This is a genomic window from Streptomyces prunicolor, assembly GCF_045162825.1.
Classification (GTDB): domain Bacteria; phylum Actinomycetota; class Actinomycetes; order Streptomycetales; family Streptomycetaceae; genus Streptomyces; species Streptomyces prunicolor.
Map to the genome: position 1 here is coordinate 182,585 of NZ_CP108676.1, position 19,680 is coordinate 202,264.

Consider the following 19,680-nt stretch of genomic DNA (forward strand, 5'->3'; position numbering starts at 1 on the left):
CGCCCTGATGAAGGACCGCCCGCCATGGCCTTGAGCTCGCACCCCACCGGTACCGGTCGCTCCTGGGTCGTCATCGTCGCCGCCGGAGTCGCCGCCGGGCTACAGGTGTGGAAGGTGCCGCCCGCGGTGCCGTTCCTGCGGCACGATCTGTCGCTGAGTCTGGTCCAGGCCGGGACTCTGCTGGGGGTCGTCCAGCTGGCCGGGATGCTCGGGGGACTTGCCGTCTCGCTCCTGGTCGAGCTGATCGGTGAGCGGCGCTGTCTGAGCGCGGGGCTGGTTCTGCTGTTCGTCGGTTCGGCGGGCGGGGGCTTCGCCTGGTCGGCGGCGCCGCTACTGGCCTCGCGGGCGGTCGAGGGGGCCGGTTTCATCCTGGTGGCGGTGACCGGGCCGGGGCTGATCCGGCGTACCGCACCGCCCGGTCGTTTCACCACGGCCATGGGCTTCTGGGGCGCCTACCAGGGCATCTCCACCTTCGCCGGACTCGTCGTCGGCGCGCTGGTCCTCCAGGTGATGCCGTGGCGGGTGTGGTGGTGGGGCATGGCCGTGGTCGCGCTGCTGCCGTTGCCGTGGGTCCTGGCCCGGGTGCCCCGTGACGACGCGGGTGGTGCGCGGGGCGCGGCGAACGCCCTCGCCCGGATCGGCCGTACCGTCCGGGCGCCCAGCCCGTGGACGGCCGGGCTCGTCTTCGCCTGCTACACCCTGCCGTGGATGGCCGTGGTCGGGTTTCTGCCCACCATCTATCGCGACGGCGGGATGACGGGCAGTTGGCCGGGTGTGCTGAGTGCCCTGGTCGGGGCGGCGAACGCGGTGGGCTCGATCGCCACGGCGGCGCTCATGCGACGCGGCCTGCCCACTCGCGTCCTCCTCGTCCCCGCGTTCGTCGTCATGGCCGTCGCGTCCGTGCTGGCCTTCGCCGTCGACTGGCACCGCCTCCCGGCAGGTACCGCCGCGCAGTTCGCGTGTGTGGCGGTCTTCTCGCTGACCGGAGGTGCGATACCGGCGACCTTGCTGCGCATGATCGGTGAGCTGACGCCGGCCGGGGGCTCCGCTCCCGCGACCATGGGTCTGATCCAGCAACTGTTCAACGCCGGCAGTTTCATCGGCCCGACGCTCGCCGCGTGGCTGGCGACCCGCACCGGCGACTGGTACTCCACCTGGTGGATCACCTGTGCCTGCGCGGCCGTCGGTGTTGTCCTCGGGCTGCGCCTCGGTGACCGATCCGGAACCGCTACGGCACCTTCCCTCCCCCAACCCTCTGTTGGAGTCCGGTGCGGAGGGGATCGTCGTCGGGCAGGCCGAGTTCGGCGGTCAGGGTGAGTGCGCGGGTCCAGACCTCGTGGGCCGCGTCGGACTGGCCGGCGCTGTGATGGCTGTCCCCGAGGCAGATCAGGCAGGCCGCCTCGCTGTGGCGCTCCCCCGTGGCCTGGAACAGCTGGGCCGCTTGCCGGTATCGGTCAACTGCCTGTTGATAGCGGCCCAGTTGATGGTGGATGTAACCCAGGCTGTCGGAGATGTGGGCCTGCCCGTCCACGTCCCCGGCCGCCCGCGCCAGTTCGAGGGCCTGTTCGCAGTGTCCGAGTGCGCGGAGATGGTCGCCCAGGTGCGCCTGCCGCCAGCCGATGTGGTTCAGCACCGCGGCCTGTCCCGCCCGGTCGCCCGCGGCCCGGTAGTGCTCCAGGCTCCGGTAGGCGTGTTCCAGGGCGAGTTCGGCGTCGCCCTGTCCCCCCGACATCCGTGAGAGGTGTTGATGGGTGCGGGCCTGGCCCGCCTCGCTGCCGGCCGCGGCGAAGAGTTCGAGGGCCCGCAGATAGTGTTCCCGGGCCGGTTCCGGGCACTTCAACCGGTCCAGGGCCAGGCCCAGTCCGCGGTGGGCGCCCGCCCGTCCGCCCAGGTCGCCCTCCCGCTCGGCCGCCGCCAGCGCGCGGTGCCCGGCGGTCAGCAGCGCCTGCCAGTAACCGTGCCGGTCCAGGAAGGTGGTCAGTACGGTGACCAGCCGCCACACGTGGGCGTCGAAGCCGGGCTGTGGCTGCCGCACGATCGCCAGCAGCACCGGGTGTTCGTCGAGCAGCCAGGCCTGCGCCCGGCCGTAGTCCTCGAACTCCAGCGGGTTCGCGCCGGATTTGGGTGCGGGCACGTCCACCGGATTGGGCTGCGGGGTCACCAGTACGTCGGCCGCCCGCGCGGAGTGCAGATAGTGGTCCATCATCCGGCGCAGCGCGGACCGCCGTTCCCACTCGTCGTCGTACGCGGTCACGAGTTCCCCGGCGTAGACGCGCAGCAGGTCGTGGAAGGTGTACCGGCCGGGCGCGTGCTCGACCAGCAGGTGGCCGCCGGTCAGTTCGGCCAGCAGCGCGCGGACGCGTTCGGGGGGTGCCCCGGACAGTGCGGCGGCCGCACGTCGGTCGAGATCGGGTCCCGGGTGCAGGGCCAGCAGGCGGAACAGTCGGGCGGCGGCGGGGCTGAGCGCACTGTAGGACCAGGAGAACACCGCCCGTACCTGACTGGACTCCTCGCCGCCGTCCAGCGCGTCCAACCGGCCGCCCGCTTCCCGGAGTTCGTCCGCGAGGGCGCCCAGCGGGCGGCGTGGCTGCGCGGCGGCGCGTGCCGAGACCACGGCCAGCGCGAGGGGCAGTCCCGCGCACCAGGTGACGACGTCCGCGACCGCCGCCGGTTCGGCCGCGACCCGGCCCGCACCGAGCCGTTTCGCCAGTACGTCCCGTGCGCCGGCCGGTGTCAGCGGGTCCACGGCGAGCAGATGGGCGCCCTCGGTCGCGGCCAGCCCGGTCAGCCGGTTGCGGCTGGTCACCAGCGCCATGCAGCCGACCGAGCCCGGCAGCAGCGGGCGGACCTGTTCCTCGTCGCGGGCGTTGTCGAGGACGACCATCATCCGGCGCCCCGTCAACAGGCTTCGGTACAGGCCGACTTGGGCCTCAAGTCCCGGCGGTATCCGCTCCGCCCGGACCCCGAGCGCGTCGAGGAATCCGCGTACCGCCTCGGTCGGCGGCACCACGGACCCCTGCGGGTCGAACCCCCGCAGGTTCACATAGAGCTGCCCGTCGGGGAACGCGCTCTCCACCCGGCGCGCCCAGTGCACGGCGAGCGCGGTCTTCCCCACGCCCGCCATGCCCGACACCGCCGAGATGACCACGGCGGCGGACTCTCCCTCGGCCGAGGCGAGGATCGCGGCGAGCCGGGCCAGTTCTCCGTCCCGGCCGGTGAATCCTCGTACCGCCATGGGGAGTTGGGCGGGAAGCTCGGTCTGTCGTATCGCCGTCGACGGCTCGGTCTGTCGTATGACCGCAGACGGCTCGGGGCGCCGGGGCGACGCGGGGCGGTGGCCGCGCAGGATCGACTGGTGGAGCTGGCGCAGGGCCGGTCCGGTGTCCGTGCCCAGTTCCTCCGCGAGCCGTTTGCGGACGGCCGCGTAGCAGTCCAGGGCCTCCGCGCTGCGGCCGGTCTCGTGCAGGGCCCGCATCAACGCTTCGGCCAGGGGTTCCGCGAGCGGGTACTCGCCGAGCAGGCCGGTCAACGGGCCGATGACGGGGGCGGGATCGCCGTGGCGCAGTTCGGCGCGGGCCCAGCCGACGGCGGCGTCCTGGTGCTGGCGCCGCCAGGCCTCACGCATCCGGGCCGCCCACTCACCGTTCAGACCGGACAGCGGCTCCCCGCGCCACAGGTCGAGTGCCTCGCGCAGCAGCCCCGCCCGCGCGGGGTCGTCAGGGGCCGCCGACCGTGCCTGGTCGACCAGTTGGCGGAAGCGGTACACGTCCACCTGGTCCGGGCGGGCCTCCAGGAGGTATCCGCCGGAACGGCGGACCAGTAATAAGGGTTCCCGCGCGGTCTCGGCGGCCTGCTCGCACATCCGCCGTATCCGGGCGACATGGGCGTGCACCGCACCGCGCGCGCCGTCCGGCGCGTGCGGGCCCCAGACCCGCTCGATGACCGCGTCGACGGCGACGGGCCGGCCGACGTCCACGGCCAACGCGGCCATCACGGTACGGCGTTGGGGCGGGCCCACCTCGACCGCGTGCCCCTCCGCCGACAGTTCCACCGGCCCGAGCAACTGCACGTCCACCATGGTGTGCGCCTCCCCCTGCACAAAGCCTCCTCCTTTTCTTCACGGACGCGTGTGCGGCGCGACAAGACTTCGACAAGGTTTCCCGTCACACACCGGTGCGAATCTGCTGGGGTACGGGCGGGGCGCCGACCGCGTCCCCTCGACGTACGACGGCAGGGCCGTCGCCTGGCGGCTGCGCAACAGGCAAACGGGGGCGAGACGTGTGATCACACGGGGAGTGATGGCACCTGAGACACGGGTGCCGGTACGGCGGCCGGAGACCTTACCGGCGGCCACCGAGAACGCCGGCGGAAGGAGTGTGCTGGAAGGGGCCTTCGCCCTGCTGGAGGCGGTGGAGCGGGCCTTGGAGGCGGGGCCGACGAGACTGGCGTCCGAGTGCGGACTGCCCAAGACGACCGCGTACCGCCTGCTGGAACAACTGGCGGATCTGGGCGCGGTCGAGCGGTGCGGCGGGAGTTACCGGGTGGGCCCGCGGATGTTCCGCCTGGGGCGCGCGTGGCAGCCCCATCCCCGGCTGCGCGCCGCGGCACGGGAACCGATGCGGCGGCTGGCGCAGCTCACGGGTACCACGGTGGGCATCGCCGTCCTGTGGAAGGGCGAGACGCTGATGGTCGAGTGGTGTCCCGAGGACGCCCGCCGACCGGACCCGCTGGAGACCCGGATGACCTGGCCGTGGTTCACCGCGGCGGGCAAGGTCCTGGTGGCCACGGCCGCTCCGGCACCTCTGCTGGGGCCACTGCCCGCGTCCTGGGCGCGGGACGCCGAGGCGATACGGGAGCGCGGTACCGCGTTCGACCGGGAGGAAGTGGTAACCGGCGTGTGCTGCGCGGCAGTTCCCCTGATCGGCGTGCGCGGCACTCCGGTGGCAGCCCTGTGCGTCCTCACCGATCCGGCCCACCACCTGGAACGGCTCGCGGAGACCGCGCGCCGGACGGGGCGGGTGATCAGCGCGGGGTTGCGGAGGCGCTGAGGGACGGTCGGGGGCACTGATACGACGGGGACGGCGACGCGCGGTCCGGCGATCGGGCGGGGACGGCCACCGGGCCGCACCGCCGGCCCCGTCTTCGAACACGCCGGGCGCTCGGTCAGGGGCCGAGCGCCCGGCGTGCTGTTCCACGTGACCAAGCCGCGTCCCGCACGAGACATCGGTTGATCGACCGTTGCCGAGGTCAACACCCCTGAAAACCCCTGCAGTTCCCACCGATCCCCGTCGTACGCTGACGGCCGCTGTCTGCCGAGGGAGGACGCATGGGGATTCGAAGCCTGACCCGCACCGAAGCCGAACGCCGGGCCGCGCTGATCGCGGTCGAGCGGTACGACGTGGACGTCGATCTGACCGCGCTGCCCGACGGGCCGGACGTCCGCTCCGTCTCCACCGTGGCGTTCACCTGTCGTGAACCGGGCGCCGAGACCTTCGTGGACTGTGCGGCACGGGTCCTGAGCGCGACGCTGAACGGCGTGGAGCTCGCCCCCGGCGAGGACGGCCGGATCCCGCTCCACGGTCTCGCCGCGCACAACGTGTTGCGCGTGGAGAGCGTCCAGGCCGACACCACGTCCGGCGAGGGCGTGCACAAGGCGACGGACCCCGCCGACGGCGAGGTGTACATGTGGATGAGCTTCGAACCGGACGAGGCCCACTTCGTGTGGGCGTGCTTCGACCAGCCCGACCTCAAGGCCCCGCACGCCTTCACTGTCACGGCCCCGGCCACGTGGACCGTCACCGGCAACTCCGGCGACGCACGCGTCGAGGAGCTGGACGGAGCCCGCCGCTGGACCTTTCCGGACACCCCGCCCCTGTCGACGTACAACACGGTCGTCAACGCGGGCCCCTTCCACGAGGTGCGCCGCGAGGCCGACGGCCACAACTTGGGCCTGTACGCCCGCCGTTCGCTCGCCGAGGTCCTCGAACGCGACGCCGACGAGATCTTCACCCTCACCCGCCAGGGCCTCGCCTTCTACGGCGAGGCCTTCGCCATGCCGTTCCCGCAGCGCCGCTACGACCAGGTGTTCGTGCCCGAGTTCGGCGGGGCGATGGAGAACTACGGCTGTGTCACCTGGTCGGACACGTTCCTTCAGCGGGCCGCGCCGACCCCGGCCGAACACGCCCTGCTGGCAAAGGTGTTGCTGCATGAGATGGCGCACATGTGGTTCGGCAACATCGTCACCATGCGCTGGTGGGACGACCTCTGGCTGAACGAGGCGTTCGCGGAGTTCGCCTGCCACTGGGCGGCCGAGCGCGCCACCCGGCACACGGACGCGTGGGCGAGCCATCTGATGATCGGCAAGATCCGCGCGTATCTGGCCGATCAGGGCCCCGCCACACACCCGATCCACCAGCCCATCCATGATGTGGCCCAGGCCGCGTCGATCTTCGACAGCATCACCTACCCCAAGGGCGCCTCCGTCCTCCAGCAGCTCAAGACATACGTCGGCGAAGAGCAGTTCCGGGCCGGCATGGCCGGCTACTTCGCCCGGCACGCGTGGGGCAACACCGCGCTCCAGGACCTGATCGACTCCCTGTCCGAGGCCAGTGGCCGCGACCTGGACACCTGGCGCACCGCCTGGCTGGAGACGGCGGGCACCGACCGCTTCACGCTGGAGCGCGACGGCGACTCGGTCACGCTGGTGGCCGCCGCCAGCCCGCGTCCGCAGGTACTGGCGGTGGGCGCATACGCGAGGAACGGCGACGTACTGGAGCGCCGGGCGCTGGTGCGGGTCGAGGTGACGGAGCCGCGTACCGCGATCACCGGTCTCCCGCCCGCCGCCGACGTCCTGCTGATCAACGACGACGACCTGACCTTCGCGACGACCCGCCCGGATCCCACGACCAGGGACGCCCTCTTCCGTACGGCGGCGCAGTTGCCCACGGCCATCTCCCGGGGTGTGGCGGCGGCCACCGTGTGGGACATGCTGACCACCGGCGAGGCCACGGCGGCGGAGGCGGGGCGGTGCCTCACCTCGGTGCTGACGGCCGAGACGTCCGACGCGGTGATCGAGCCGTATCTGACCCTCGCCGCGAACATCGCCGAACTGTGGGCGCCGCCCGCCGACCGCGTCGCGTTGTCGGCGGAGGTCGCGGCGGCCTGTCGAAACCTCGCCGCGGACCCCGGCCGCCGTCAGGTCGCGCTGCGCGGCCTGGCGCGTACCGCGACGACCGCGGACGATCTCGGCTGGCTCCGCCAACAGGCCGGTGACGACGTGGACCTGCACTGGCGCGCGCTCATCCGCGAGGCGGAACTGGGCGGCGACATCGCAGCGGAGTCCGACCTGCTCCTCACCCGGGACCCGGACCCCGACGCCTGGCTCCGCGCCCTCACCGTGCGGGCCGCGCTGCCCGACGCGGCGAGGAAGGCGGAGGTCTGGCAGCAGCTGGTCGGGACCCGCACGATCCCCATCAACTCGGTGGGTCTGGTGGCGGCGGCCTTCTGGCGCCCCGGCCAGGACGAGCTGCTGGCGCCCTATGCCGAGCGCTATCTGGAGGCGGTCCCGAAGCTGCACCAGGGCGGAATGATCCTGGCGATGAGCTACACGCAGCGTCTCTTCCCGTTGCACGCCATCGACGCCACGTACATCGAGCGGGCCCGGCAGGCCTCCCAGGAGGCGGTCCCGGTGGTCCGTACGACCCTCCTGGAGCGCTCGGACGAGGTCAGCCGGATGCTCCGCGCCCGGGGCGGATCGGTCTGACCTGCTCGGAGCTCCGGACGAGGCAATCGCAGGGCGGCCCGTCAGTCCGCCGGTGGGGTCGGCCCGGGCGCGGACCGTTCCGGGTGCGGATGGGACGGCTGTACCCGCAGCGGCCGGGCCGCCCAGCCGGGCAGGTGCCAGTTCCAGCCTCCGAACAGGGAGACGAGGGAGGGAACGAGCAGCATCCGCACGATGGTCGCGTCCAGCAGGATGCCGATGCCGAGGCCGGTCGCCAGCGTCTTGAGATCGGTGCCCGGTCCCGAGGCGAGTGCGGCGAAGGCGAGGAAGAGGATGAGTGCGGCGCTGGTGACGAGTCGGCCGGTGCGGCCGATGCCCTCGATGACCGCGTCGTCGGTCGAGTGGCCTGCGTCGTACTCCTCCCGGATACGGGAAAGGATGAACACCTCGTAGTCCATGGACAGTCCGAACAGAAACGCGAAGATCATGATCGGGATCCAGAACGTGACGGCGCCGGTCGCGGCGATGCCGAAGAGCGTGTTGGAGCCATGGCCGTCCTGCCAGAACAGCACCATCAGGCCCAGCGTCGCCGCCAGCGAGATCAGGTTGAGCAGCACCGCCTTCAGCGGCAGCAGCAGGGAGCGGAAGGCGCGCACGAGCAGGATGTACGTCAGCAGCGCGATGATCGTGAGCATCAGCGGGAAGTTGCCGTAGACGGCGTGCAGGAAGTCGATCTGTGCCGCGCCGACGCCGGCGACACCGACGACCCCGGGCAGGTGCTCGGTGGCGGTCTTGACCCGCCTGACCACGTCGACGCTCTTCGAGTTCACGGTCTCGGTGTCCGGAATGACGACCACGATGCTCTGTCCGCCCTGGTTGCCGACGGGCCCGGTCGGCACGAGCACGCTGGTCACGCCGTCGACCTTGGTCAACTCGGCGGCGACGGGTTTCGCCTGGTCGGTGCTGACCAGGACCTCCATCGGGGTCAGCGCGCCGGTCGGGACGCCGCCGCGCTCCAGGGTCTGCAGGGTGTCGTAGGCCGGGCCGTTCTTGGCCAGCGATTCCGAGGAGGCGAGGCCGATCTTGATGCCGAAAAAGACGCCGACTAGGGCCGCGAGCGCGGCCAGTGCGGCGGCGGCCGCGATCCAGCGGCGCCGTACGACCGCGGCGGTCCAGCGGCTCCAGAACCGGCTCGCCCGGTTCTCGTGCCGGATCTTCGGCCAGTCGACCTTCGGTCCGATGCCGCCGAGGATCGCGGGAGTGAGGGTGAGGGTGGTCAGCACGCTCGCGAGCGGGATGAGCGCGCCGCCGTAACTCATGCTGCGCAGGAACGGGACCGGCAGGACCACCAGCGAGAGCAGGCCGATGGCCACCGTGACGCCGCTGAACACGATCGCGTGCCCGGCGTGCTGCATAGCTACCACGACCGCCTCGTGGTTCTCCCGGCCGCGGTCGCGCTCCTCGCGCCAGCGGGTGACGAACAGCAGCGAGTAGTCGATCGCCACGCCCAGGCCGATCAGGGCGACCAGGAACTGCACGATGAACGACATGTCGGTCAGGTAGGTGAGCGGCAGGAGCATCACGAAGGTCGCGAGGATCGACACCGCGGCGACGAGCAGCGGCAGCAGGGCGAGGAAGGAGGCGAACACGAAGGCGAGGACGGCGAGTGCGCCGACGGCGCCGAGGAGCGTCTCGCCGAGCACACCGGGCCCGCCCCCGTCGTCGCCGCCGGAGGCCAGCGCGTCCTCGCCCGTCACTCCGATCACCGCACCCGCCGGCATGGCCTTCTCCGCCGCCGCCCGGATCGGGTCGGTCAGCAGTTTCTGGCTGGGTGACGGGTTGAACCGGTAGAACACCAGCGCGTAGGCGGTGCGGTCGTCCTTCGTGCGGAAGGCCTTGTCACCGGTGTTCGCCTCATCGATCAGCCGCACACCCGGTACCGCCGTGCCGACGGCCGTGAAGACCCGCCCGACATCCGCCTCGTGACCGGTGATCGTCTGCCCTGCCGGAAGGGTGACCGCCACCAGGTAGGGGTTGGTGTCGCCGCCGCTGCCGAAGGCGTCCTCGATCTGGTGCGCGGTCACGGTGCCGGGCTGTCCCGGCAGGGAGAAGTCGATCGTCAGCCGGTCCGTGGTGCGACCGGCCAGCAGGATGCCGGCGACCAGCACCAGACCCCAGAACGCCACGACCCCTTTGCGATGCCGCAGAACGAATTCGGCCCACCGTCGCATACCGGACCTTCCCCGGATCGTTGGTTGCGCGAGTTTAGCCCGCCGCCCACTTTCTCCGCTATCGGAGCGATCCATCCGTTTTGACGGGATCCGGAAGCATGGAATCCGCACCCACCGCCTCGGGAAGAAACGGCGCCGAAGGGGGCGTTGCCTTGTGAGTAGTGCTGGATCACCACCGGACGTCTGAGAACGGAGCAGTCGAGGTGAGCGACGCGATAGACGCCAACACCCTCAACAGGGCGGAGGCGGCTGCTCCGACGCCCGACGTATTGGAGCGGGTACGGCGCAACCGGCGGCACACCCTGGAGCTGCTCACCGTCTGTGCCGTGGGACTCGTCCCGTGGACGGTCCTGCTGGCGATGACGCTGCCGTCCGGGTACGAGGTCCATCAGTGGCGCCTGACATGGGTCGGTTTCGACATCCTGCTCGTGGTCGCGATGGCGTCCACCGCGCTGCTCGGCTGGCGGCGGAACCGTGCCGTCATATTGGCGGCGCTCACGACGTCGGTACTGCTGATCTGCGACGCGTGGTTCGATGTGTCGCTCGCCTTCGGCACGTCGGAGGTCTGGTGGTCGGCGGCGTTGGCGCTGTTCGTCGAACTGCCGCTGGCCTTCTACCTGATACGCCGGGTGATGGGGATGATCTCGCTCGCCCGGTGGCCGTCCATGGAAGCGGACACCCGGCTCACCGAATAACCCGCTTTGCCTCTGTGGCAACGGTGAGGTTTTCGCAACTCCCCTTTGTTCCCGATGACTTCGTTCGGAAATCCCCGGGGCTGAAGTTGGTCGCCATGGAGAGCGGCGAGGTGGCAAGACCTCGGCGCGCGGCATGGAGGATGTCATGCCCGAGATGTATTTCGATGTGCGCTGGCCCGACGGTCTGGCCCAGCGCTGCTATTCACCCTCCACGATAGTCGAGGACTACTTCACCCCGGGCGCCGCATACGAGCTCGCCGAATTCGTCGAGCGCAGCCGTACGGCTCTCGGTATCGCCGGTGAGCGAGTACGGGAGAAGTTCGGCTTCTTCTGCACCGGCGCCTCCGACCAACTCGCCCGGATAGAACGGACGGCCGCGGCTTACGGCGACATCGCCGGGGCCAAGGTCACGGTTGAATCGCTCACCGGCGCCGACGGGAGCCCGCGATGAGCCCCGCGACACGACTGACCGGCACGCACTGCTCGGTGGCCGTGGTGGGCGGTGGCCAGGCGGGCCTCTCCGTCAGCCACGAACTGCGCGAACGCGGCATTGACCACGTGATCGTCGAGGCCCACCGGGTCGGACACGAGTGGCGCGAGCGCCGCTGGGACTCCTTCTGCCTGGTGACCCCCAACTGGCAGTGCAGGCTGCCCGGTTACCCCTACCAGGGTGACGATCCCGACGGCTTCATGGTCCGCGACGACATCGTGCGGTACCTGGAGGGCTACGTCGCCCACTTCCGCCCGCCACTGGTCGAAGGCGTGACGGTCACGAGGCTGCGCCGATCCCCGAACGGAGTCTTCGAACTCACCACCACCGAGGGCGACTTCACCGCCGACCAGGTGGTGATAGCGACCGGCCCCTACCACGCCCCCTCCCTCCCCCCGATGGCCCAACGCCTCCCCGACTCCCTCACCCAGGTCCACTCCTCGCGCTACCGCAACTCCGCCCAACTCCCCCCGGGCGCCGTCCTGGTGGTCGGCACCGGCCAGTCCGGCTGTCAGATCGCCGAGGACCTGCACCTCGCCGGACGCCAGGTCCACCTGGCCGTCGGCAGCGCCCCGCGCGTGGCCCGCTTCTATCGCGGCCGGGACTGTGTGGCATGGCTCGACGAGATAGGCCACTACGCGAAGAGCATCGACGACTTCGACGACGCCGGCGCGGTCCGGATGCGCGTCAACCACTACGTCACCGGACGCGACGGAGGCCGCGACATCGACCTGCGCGTCTTCGCCCGCGACGGTATGCGGCTGTACGGGCGCCTCACCGAAGTCAGCGGTACGGCACTGGAGTTCGCCGACGACCTCAAGGTGAACCTCGACCACGCGGACGCCGTCGCCGAGGGCATCAAGGACGCCATCGACGCCCACATCACCGCCCAGGGCATCACCGCACCGGACGAGCCCCGCTACGTACCCGTGTGGGAGCCGGACGAGCAGCCGCGCGAACTCGACCTGGACCAGGCCGACATCACGTCCGTCGTCTGGTCGACGGGGTTCCGCCGCGACCACCGCTGGATAGAAGCACCGGTCTTCGACGGCCGCGGCTACCCGATGCACTGGCGTGGCGCGACCAGCGTCCCCGGCCTGTACTTCCTGGGTCTGCCCTGGCAGCACTCATGGGGTTCGGGACGCTTCGAAGCGGTGGGCAGGGACGCGGAGTTCCTCGCGAACCACATCGAGGCGTCACGCCGCCTGGCCGACGTCTGCGGCACCCTCACCGGCGCCCCCACCGACCTCGCCTCCGCCCTTCCGATCGGCTGAGGAACGGGACTAGCCATGGTCTACGACGCACACCGCCACATCGGTGTCCTGCCCGCCTACCCCTTCTACGGCGGCCCGCCGGTCAACCCCGACACCACCGCCCGCGCCACGGTCAAGCAACTCATCGCCGACCTGGACGCGGAGGGCACCGAACGTGCCCTGGTCATCCCGAACTACGGCGTCCCGGACCCCGCGATCGCCTTCTCCTTCAACGAGTTGGCGATCGAGGCGGCCCAGACCGACGACCGCATCCGAGCGGGGCTCTGGGTGTCCCCGCGTCCCGAGGACGAGCAACGCACTGCCCAGGCACTGGAGTTGGCGGGCGAGCGGGGCGTGAAGGCCCTCAAGCTCAGCTTCCTGCTCGGCGGCCGCCCGACCGATCCGGCCTGCCGCCCCCACCTGGACCGTATCTTCGCCGAGGCGGCCCGACACGGGCTGGTGGTGCACGTCCACACCTCCCCCGGCGCCGCCTCCGACATCGACGAGGTCGGCCACCTGGTCGACTGGTACGCCGACCAAGTCCCCGTCCATCTCGTGCACTTCGGCGGCGGGATGAGCGGTCACATCAAGCTCGCCGGTTCCCGGTTCTTCGACTGGATCACCGCCGGCAAGCACGTCTACACCGACCTCTCCTGGGCCATCGGTTTCACTCCCCGCTGGCTGGCCCAGGAGATCGAGCGCCGCGGCACTGGCCACGACCGGGTGCTCTTCGCCAGCGACCAACCGTGGGGCGACTTCACGGGCGAGTACGCCCGCCTCGCCGAAGCGACCGGTGGCGGTGAACTCGGCGACCTGGTCTTCCGGGACACGTTCGCCGCGCTCTACGACTGACCGACTCCCCTCTCAAGTCTCAAGTCCGGCACGCACAAGGAGACAGCCATGTCCGAAACCGTCGAACTCAGCGAGATCGAGCAGCAGTCCCTCAACGAGATCCCCCACCCGTCCCTCCCCGACGGCACCAGCATCTACGGCGCCACAAAGGTGTTCCCCGACTACAAGGCCGAGGACGGCGAGACGTACTTCACGCTCGTCCACGGCATCGCCCACGAGTCCTCGGTGTCGTTCGTCGCGGTCCTCCAGGCGACCCGCGCCCTGCGCAAGGGCTTCGAGACGGCCATCTACTTCTACGGCCCCGGCTCCCTCAACTGCCTTGCCACGCGCGGCTTCCCGACCACCGGCAACTCGGCCTTCCCCGGCGAGCACAACATCAACAACCAGCTCAAGACCTTCATCGCCGAGGGCGGCAAGGTCTTCTGCTGCCGCTTCGGCCTGTCCCTGCACGGGGCTCGCGAGGAGGACCTCATCGAGGGTGTCATCCCGACCCACCCGCTGGACGTCCAGGACGCGCTGATCCACTACGCGCGCAAGGGCGCCATCATCAACTCCACCTACCAGCTGTAAGGGGGCCGCTGTGAGCGTTGGCACCGAATCGACGAGTACGGCGGTGGATGTACGCATCATGACCCGCGCGGAACTCGCCCTGCACGGCGTCGCGTTGGACGCCCCCGTACGGCGGCCCGACGGCGCGGGTCCGAGCGGCGACGGCCACGTCCTCGTCGACGGTGCCAACGCCGCACTGCCCACCAACCCGGCCAGCCCCTACCGCGTACGCGACGGCAGCGTATGGCTGGGCGACCAGGACACCGGCCTCGCCCTGACCGCCGTGAACCGCCCCAAGTTCTACGACCTCACCACCGCCGACGGCACCCCCTACGAGCACATCGCCCGCCTCCACGGCGCCGACGTCCTCGCCACCACCGTCGTCCAGACCTGCATCCGCTACGCCGAGTCCGACCGCTGCCGCTTCTGCACCATCGAGGAGTCCCTGCGCTCGGGCGCCGCGGTCGCCGCCAAGACCCCGGCGCAGCTCGCCGAAGTCGCCGAAGCGGCAGTCCGGTTGGACGCGGTCAAGCAGATGGTCATGACCACGGGCACGACGACCGGCCCCGACCGGGGCGCGCGCAATCTCGTCCGCTCCGTGCGCGCCGTCCTCGAAGCGGTCCCCGGCCTGCCCATCCAGGTGCAGTGCGAACCACCCGGCGACCTCACCTGGATCCGCGCACTGCACGACGCCGGGGCCACCACGATCGGCATCCACGTCGAATCCCTCGACGAGAAGGTCCGGCGACGCTGGATGCCGGGCAAGTCGACCGTCCCGATGACCGAGTACGAGGCCGCCTGGGACGAGGCCGTGCGGGTCTTCGGACCGAACCGCGTCTCCACCTATCTGCTCGTCGGACTCGGCGAGGACCCGGACGAACTCATCGCGGGTGCGGGCGAGTTGATCGACCGGGGCGTGTATCCGTTCGTCGTCCCGTTCCGCCCGATGGCCGGCACGCTCGCCTCCCGCGACGGCATCCCGGCACCGACCGCCGAACTCCTGACCTACGTCACCGAGCGCGTCGCGGCGAAACTCCGCGCCGCCGGGATGAACGGCGCCGACCAGAAGGCGGGCTGCGCGGCCTGCGGCGCGTGCAGTGTCCTGCAGTCGGCGGGCGGGTGATGACCGTGTACCTCGACGGCTCCACGGCCCCCCTCGCGACGGACGGACCGGTCGACATCCTGGCTCTGCTGGGCGACCGGAGCACACTCGACCGCCGTCCCGCGTTCCACATCGAACAGGCCGCCGACAAAGCCGAGTTGGCCGCCTACCGACGGCTGCGCACGGAGACCTTCGTCCACGAACAGGGGCTCTTCACCGGCGACGACCTCGACGACCGTGACGCCGACGCGCGTACCGTCGTGCTGGTCGCCCGGGCCGCGGACGGCACGGTGATCGGCGGTGTGCGGCTGGGCCCGGTCGACGACGGTCCGGACCTCGGCTGGTGGCAGGGCGGCCGACTGGTCGTCGCCCCGCAGGCACGCGGCCCGCGCGGAATCGGCGCGGCACTGGTCCGGGCGGCCTGCGCACGCGCCGAGGCGGAGGGTGTCCTGCGGTTCGACGCGACCGTGCAGGCCCGCAACGAGGTGCTCTTCAGACGGCTCGGCTGGCAGTCGGTACGAGCCACGGAAGTCGCCGGCACTCCGCACGTCCTGATGCGCTGGCCCATCACACGGATCGCGGCCCAAGTCGCTGCCACGAAAGCCGCGTTGGGCCCGCTGCTCGCCGAGCTCCCCGCACCGCCCGGTTTCGTCGGTGACGACGGCGCACCCGTCCCCGGCACCGATGTGATCGCCGCGTGCGACGCGATCGTGCCGTCGATGGTCGAGCGGGACCCGGAGTGGGCGGGTTGGTGCGCGGTGCTGGTGAACGTCAACGACCTTGCGGCGATGGGCGCTTCACCGGTCGGCCTCCTGGACGCGGTGGGCGCACGCGATACCGCGCACGCCGCGCTGATCCTCGCCGGACTGACCAAGGCCGCACGGGCCTACGGCGTCCCGGTGCTCGGCGGACACACCCAACTCGGCGTCCCCGCCGCCCTGTCGGTGACCGCGCTCGGCCGCACCGACCGACCTGTGCCCGGCGGCGGTGGACGCCCCGGACACGCCGTACGACTCACGGCCGACCTCGGCGGCGACTGGCGCGCGGGCTACCGGGGCCGTCAATGGGACTCGACCACCCGCCGCCGTACGGACGAACTCCTCACCATGACAAGGGCGGTGGCCGCCGCGCGACCCGCCGCCGCGAAGGACGTGTCGATGGCCGGGATCGTCGGGACGCTGGGGATGCTGGCCGAGGCGAGCGGCTGCGGGGCGGTGCTCGAGGTGGCCGAAGTGCCGCGTCCCGCGAACGCCTCGATGGGCGACTGGCTGACCTGCTTCCCCGGGTTCGCGATGCTCACCGCCGAAGAACCGCACGCACCCCCGCTGGCCGCCGGGCCCGCAACAGGCGCTGTGTGCGGGGAGTTGACCGCCGGGCAAGGGGTCGGGCTGCGCTGGCCCGACGGAGAGATCACCGAGGCGGTCACCTCCACGGTGACCGGAATGGGGACGGCATGAGCACGCTGCGGATGGCGGCTGTTTCCGCCGAGTTCGGCCGCGACCTGGAAGAGGACTTCGCGATCACCGAACGGCTCATCAAGGAGGCCGGCGAACAGGGCGTACGGCTCCTCGCGCTGCCGGAGGCGTGCCTGGGCGGCTATCTGCTCAGCCTCGACGACGACAGCGAGCTCGACGAGGGGCCACCCGCGCTCGCCCTCGACGGCCCGGAGATCCGCCGACTGGCCTCCCTGGCCGGGGAGTTGACGGTCGTAGCGGGATATTGCGAAGCCGCAGGGGACGGGCGCCAGTACAACAGCGTCGTCTGCGTGACAGGCGACGGCGTCCTCGGCAATCACCGAAAGGTCCACCAACCGCTGAGCGAGGACGCCAGCTACGCCTCGGGCGACCGCTTCCACGCCTTCGACACACCGGTCGGTCGGCTCGGGATGATGATCTGCTACGACAAGGCGTTCCCGGAGTCGGCGCGGGCCCTGGCGCTGGACGGCGCCGAGATCGGGGTGTGCGTGTCGGCGTGGCCGGGTGCTCGCACGAAGGCGAGCGTCGATCTCGAACAGGACCGCTGGAAGCGGCGTTTCGACCTGTTCGACCGGGCGCGGGCGCTGGAGAACCAGATCGTGTGGCTGTCCGCGAACCAGGCCGGCACGTTCGGGTCGCTACGCTTCGTCGGGAGTGCCAAGGTCGTCGACCCGGGCGGCGAGATCCTCGCCGACACGGGCGTGACGTCCGGCATCGCCGTCGCCGAACTCGATGTCGCACAGGCCCTGGAGACCGCCCGCCGGTCGATGGGGCACCTGCGCGACCGGCGGCCCGAGACCTACGGACCAGCCCCGGGAGCAGTCACCGCATGAGCACCATCCGGATCGCGGCCGCGGCCGCCCACTTCGGCCGCGACCTGGAGTTCGACCTGGCCCGCGTCGCCAAACTCATCGACGACGCCCGCGGCAACGGCGCCGGACTGCTGGTCCTGCCGGACGCCACCCTCGGCGGCTACCTCGCCGACCTGCGCCACCCCGACCCCCAGACACTCCCCCCGGCCCTCAAGCCGGACGACCCGCTGATCCTCCAAGTCGCCCGCCTGGCAGCCGAGATGGTGGTGTGTGTCGGCTACTGCGAGGACGGCGGGACCGAACGCTACAACGCCGCCGTGTGCGTCAGCGGCGACGGCGTCCTCGGCCGGCACCGCAAGGTCCACCTCCCGGCCGGCGAGGTCGCCGCGTACACGGCAGGGGACCGCTTCGACGCCTTCGACACCCCCGTCGGCCGCCTCGGCATGCTGATCGACTACGACAAGACGTTCCCCGAGTCGGCCCGTTCGCTGGCCCTGGACGGCGCCGAGATCCTCGCCTGCCTCTCCGCCTGGCCCACCAGCATCACCAACCGCGCCCCGCGCATGGCCCAGGACCGCCAGGCCCGCCTCTTCGACCTCTACGACCAGTCCCGCGCCGCCGAGAACCAGGTCGTCCTGGCCTCCTCCAACCAGACCGGAGCCATGGGCGGAATGCGCTTCCTCGGCCAGGCCAAGGTGGTCGGCCCGGGCGGCGACATCCTCGCCCGCACCTGGTCCAAGGCCGGTCTCGCCGTTGCCGAGATCGACGTCGCCGCCGAGACCGACCGGGCCCGCCGCGTCCTGCGCCACCTCGACGAACGCCGCCCCGACGCCTACCGGGAGTCCCGTACGTGAAGATCGCCCTGCTCAGCTACTCCACCAAGCCGCGCGGCGGGGTCGTCCACACCCTCGCCCTCGCGGAGGCCCTGGCGGCACTGGGCGAGGACGTCACGGTGTGGACCCTGGGCCGGGGCGGCGACGCGGGCTTCTTCCGCCCGGTGAACCCGGCGGTGCGCCTCCAGATCGTCCCGTTCCCCGACGGCCCGCCCACAGAGACCGTCGGCGAACGCATCCTGCGCTCCATCGCCACCCTCCGAACCGCCTTCGACCCCACGCCCTACGACGTCGTCCACGCCCAGGACTGCATCAGCGCCAACGCGGCCGGCCGCTGCGTCCGCACGGTCCACCACCTCGACCACTTCACCACCCCCGAACTGGCCGCCTGCCACGAACGCGCGATCGTCGAGCCGTACGCGCACGTCTGTGTGTCGGAGGCGGTCGCGCGGGAACTGGCCGAGGGCTGGGGCATCGACGCGCGGGTGATTCCCAATGGTGTCGCCTACGACCGTTTCGCGGCCACCGACCCTGCCGCGCGGGCGAGTTGGCGCTCCCGCCTCGGCCCGTACATCCTCACCGTCGGCGGCATCGAACCCCGCAAGGGCTCACTGGACCTCCTGGAGGCCTATGCCCTCCTGCGCGCCGCCCGTCCCGACGTCCGCTTGGTGATCGCGGGCGGCGAGACGCTCTTCGACTACCGCGACTACCGGGCGAGCTGGGAGGCGCGGGCCGCCGAACTCGCCGTAGAACCGGTGGTGTTGGGGCAGGTCGGAGAGGACGAGCTGCCGTCGCTGGTGGCTGCAGCGGACGTGTTCGGGTTCCCGTCTCTCAAGGAGGGCTTCGGTCTCGCGGCTATGGAGGCGTTGGCGGCGGGCGTTCCGTTGGTCGTGCGGGATCTGCCCGTGCTGCGTGAGGTGTTCGGCGGCGCCGCTCAATTCGCCGCGACTCCCCAGGACTTGGCCACCGAACTCGGCCGCGCGCTCGAAGCGGAGAACGCCGCCCGCGCGACCGCCGGACGCGCCCTCGCCGCCCGCCACACCTGGGACGCGGCAGCCCGCAGTCACCTCGACTTTTACGGCTCGCTCGGCCGTCTTACGTAGGCAGCAGGGGCACCAAGGTCGCCAGCCAGGCCACCGTGTCGTCGGGGCGGGCGAACCGGTGGGTGGTAAGCGGAGCGAAGCGGGGATCGCGGGTCCGGTGATCGATCTCGCGGCGTCGGCTCGTGTGCTGGGACCAGGCCCACCAGACCGGGTGTTCCCGGCTCAACCAGCCCGCCCAAGTCTCCCTGTTGCCGCCGAAGATGCTCTCGCGGGTGACCGTGCGCCTCAGGGAGCGGCGCAGGACGCGCGGCATGATCACGCGTCTCGGGTAGTCCAGCCAGAGCACCGTGTCGGCCTTCTCCCAGAGAAGATCGCGGACTTCGGGCGAGCCGATCGAGTCGATGATCCAGCGAGGTTCGGAGGCGATGCGCAGGACGTCGTCGGTCAGGGCTTCGTTGACGGTCCAGTCGGGGCCGGTGAAGTAGAGGGCGTCCATCTCGTGGTAGGGCACGCCGAGTCGCTCGCCCACGGCCCGTGCGAGCGTCGACTTGCCCGCACCTGTCACCCCGACCACCAAGATCCGCTCCATCCACGCACCCTAACTACGATGTGCGGTGCCCGCCGA

16 protein-coding genes are annotated in these 19,680 nt (G+C 71.2%); 13 read left to right on the plus strand and 3 right to left on the minus strand.

Annotation, left to right across the window (positions count from 1 at the left end; all coding sequences use genetic code 11):
- Nucleotides 1–24 precede the first annotated feature (24 nt).
- A complete protein-coding gene (locus OG588_RS00800) occupies nucleotides 25–1,317 on the plus strand; it encodes a CynX/NimT family MFS transporter (protein WP_405945562.1) in 1,293 nt (430 codons plus the stop codon).
- Here OG588_RS00800 and OG588_RS00805 read toward each other — a convergent pair.
- A complete protein-coding gene (locus OG588_RS00805; protein WP_405945563.1) occupies nucleotides 1,229–4,099 on the minus strand; it encodes a BTAD domain-containing putative transcriptional regulator in 2,871 nt (956 codons plus the stop codon). The genes OG588_RS00800 and OG588_RS00805 overlap by 89 nt on opposite strands.
- A gap of 199 nt (nucleotides 4,100–4,298) precedes the next feature.
- Between OG588_RS00805 and OG588_RS00810 the strand changes: the two genes are divergently transcribed.
- Together OG588_RS00810 and pepN are read left to right on the plus strand one after the other, a co-directional pair.
- Nucleotides 4,299–5,048, plus strand: coding sequence for an IclR family transcriptional regulator (locus tag OG588_RS00810; protein ID WP_405945564.1), 750 nt, complete (start codon nucleotides 4,299–4,301; stop codon nucleotides 5,046–5,048).
- A gap of 278 nt (nucleotides 5,049–5,326) precedes the next feature.
- The gene (pepN, locus tag OG588_RS00815) at nucleotides 5,327–7,762 is read left to right on the plus strand and encodes an aminopeptidase N (RefSeq protein ID WP_405945565.1); all 2,436 of its coding nucleotides are present in this window, start codon (nucleotides 5,327–5,329) and stop codon (nucleotides 7,760–7,762) included.
- A gap of 41 nt (nucleotides 7,763–7,803) precedes the next feature.
- Here the strand turns inward: pepN and OG588_RS00820 are convergent, their stop codons facing one another.
- Nucleotides 7,804–9,906, minus strand: coding sequence for an MMPL family transporter (locus OG588_RS00820; protein WP_405945566.1), 2,103 nt, complete (start codon nucleotides 9,904–9,906; stop codon nucleotides 7,804–7,806).
- A gap of 248 nt (nucleotides 9,907–10,154) precedes the next feature.
- Here OG588_RS00820 and OG588_RS00825 point away from each other — a divergent pair, with 248 nt between their 5' ends.
- From OG588_RS00825 to OG588_RS00870, 10 genes are all read left to right on the plus strand, one after another.
- Complete coding sequence (locus OG588_RS00825; RefSeq protein WP_405945567.1) at nucleotides 10,155–10,646, plus strand: hypothetical protein; 492 nt, start codon at nucleotides 10,155–10,157, stop codon at nucleotides 10,644–10,646.
- Between the two features lie 145 nt (nucleotides 10,647–10,791).
- Nucleotides 10,792–11,097 carry an MSMEG_0570 family nitrogen starvation response protein gene (locus OG588_RS00830; RefSeq protein ID WP_405945568.1) on the plus strand — a complete coding sequence of 102 codons (306 nt, stop codon included), beginning with the start codon at nucleotides 10,792–10,794 and terminating at the stop codon, nucleotides 11,095–11,097.
- Nucleotides 11,094–12,410 (plus strand): MSMEG_0569 family flavin-dependent oxidoreductase, encoded by a 1,317-nt coding sequence (locus tag OG588_RS00835; RefSeq protein WP_405945569.1) that lies wholly within the window; start codon nucleotides 11,094–11,096, stop codon nucleotides 12,408–12,410. Before OG588_RS00830 ends, OG588_RS00835 begins: the two co-directional genes overlap by 4 nt.
- Nucleotides 12,411–12,425: 15 nt before the next feature.
- Entirely contained in the window at nucleotides 12,426–13,241 is an 816-nt protein-coding gene (locus tag OG588_RS00840) for an amidohydrolase family protein (RefSeq protein WP_405945570.1), read from the plus strand.
- A gap of 48 nt (nucleotides 13,242–13,289) precedes the next feature.
- Nucleotides 13,290–13,811 (plus strand): MSMEG_0572/Sll0783 family nitrogen starvation response protein, encoded by a 522-nt coding sequence (locus tag OG588_RS00845; RefSeq protein WP_033279770.1) that lies wholly within the window; start codon nucleotides 13,290–13,292, stop codon nucleotides 13,809–13,811.
- A 10-nt stretch (nucleotides 13,812–13,821) separates the two neighbouring features.
- Nucleotides 13,822–14,913 carry an MSMEG_0568 family radical SAM protein gene (locus tag OG588_RS00850; protein WP_405945571.1) on the plus strand — a complete coding sequence of 364 codons (1,092 nt, stop codon included), beginning with the start codon at nucleotides 13,822–13,824 and terminating at the stop codon, nucleotides 14,911–14,913.
- Nucleotides 14,883–16,349, plus strand: a complete 1,467-nt coding sequence (locus OG588_RS00855) for an MSMEG_0567/sll0787 family protein (protein ID WP_405945572.1) — start codon at nucleotides 14,883–14,885, stop codon at nucleotides 16,347–16,349. Before OG588_RS00850 ends, OG588_RS00855 begins: the two co-directional genes overlap by 31 nt.
- Nucleotides 16,346–17,200, plus strand: coding sequence for a carbon-nitrogen hydrolase family protein (locus OG588_RS00860; protein WP_405945573.1), 855 nt, complete (start codon nucleotides 16,346–16,348; stop codon nucleotides 17,198–17,200). The genes OG588_RS00855 and OG588_RS00860 overlap by 4 nt, the downstream gene beginning before the upstream one ends.
- The gene (locus tag OG588_RS00865) at nucleotides 17,197–18,033 is read left to right on the plus strand and encodes a carbon-nitrogen hydrolase family protein (RefSeq protein ID WP_266879008.1); all 837 of its coding nucleotides are present in this window, start codon (nucleotides 17,197–17,199) and stop codon (nucleotides 18,031–18,033) included. Before OG588_RS00860 ends, OG588_RS00865 begins: the two co-directional genes overlap by 4 nt.
- Nucleotides 18,030–19,115, plus strand: coding sequence for an MSMEG_0565 family glycosyltransferase (locus OG588_RS00870; RefSeq protein WP_405945574.1), 1,086 nt, complete (start codon nucleotides 18,030–18,032; stop codon nucleotides 19,113–19,115). The genes OG588_RS00865 and OG588_RS00870 overlap by 4 nt, the downstream gene beginning before the upstream one ends.
- On the opposite strand, the gene OG588_RS00875 is transcribed toward OG588_RS00870, so the two are convergent.
- Nucleotides 19,108–19,644 carry an AAA family ATPase gene (locus OG588_RS00875; protein ID WP_405945575.1) on the minus strand — a complete coding sequence of 179 codons (537 nt, stop codon included), beginning with the start codon at nucleotides 19,642–19,644 and terminating at the stop codon, nucleotides 19,108–19,110. The genes OG588_RS00870 and OG588_RS00875 overlap by 8 nt on opposite strands.
- Between the last annotated feature and the right edge of the window lie 36 nt (nucleotides 19,645–19,680).